The sequence below is a fragment of the Siminovitchia fortis genome, assembly GCF_007681465.1.
Taxonomy (GTDB): Bacteria; Bacillota; Bacilli; order Bacillales; family Bacillaceae_C; genus Siminovitchia; species Siminovitchia fortis.
The window spans coordinates 1-256 of record NZ_VEKZ01000198.1 but is presented as its reverse complement, the minus strand read 5'-3'; the positions used below and the strand labels follow the sequence as shown (position 1 = coordinate 256).

The following is a 256-nucleotide window of genomic DNA, read 5'->3' as shown; positions in this document are numbered from 1 at the left end:
GACCTCATATAGTTTTTTCTCCAGTGTAATGGTCCCATCCAGCTTCACTTTTCGCTCCGCCCGTTTTAAAAAGATTGAATCCAAGAAGGAAAGGTCCTCCAAAAATGTCACATGATCCAATTGGGAGAGGAATACTTCGTGCGGTGTTTTTTCGTCCAATGAGGCGTGTGGCCTCCGGTGATAGTCTTCCTCCAGCCACTGCCAGAAACGCTCATTCAGCTCCTCCAAAGAATGAACAGGATCATTTTTTAACAGG

1 pseudogene is annotated in these 256 nt (G+C 45.7%); it reads right to left on the bottom strand.

From position 1 onward, the window contains the following. Positions 1–256: pseudogene (locus FS666_RS19565) on the bottom strand (IS481 family transposase); the annotation flags it as partial.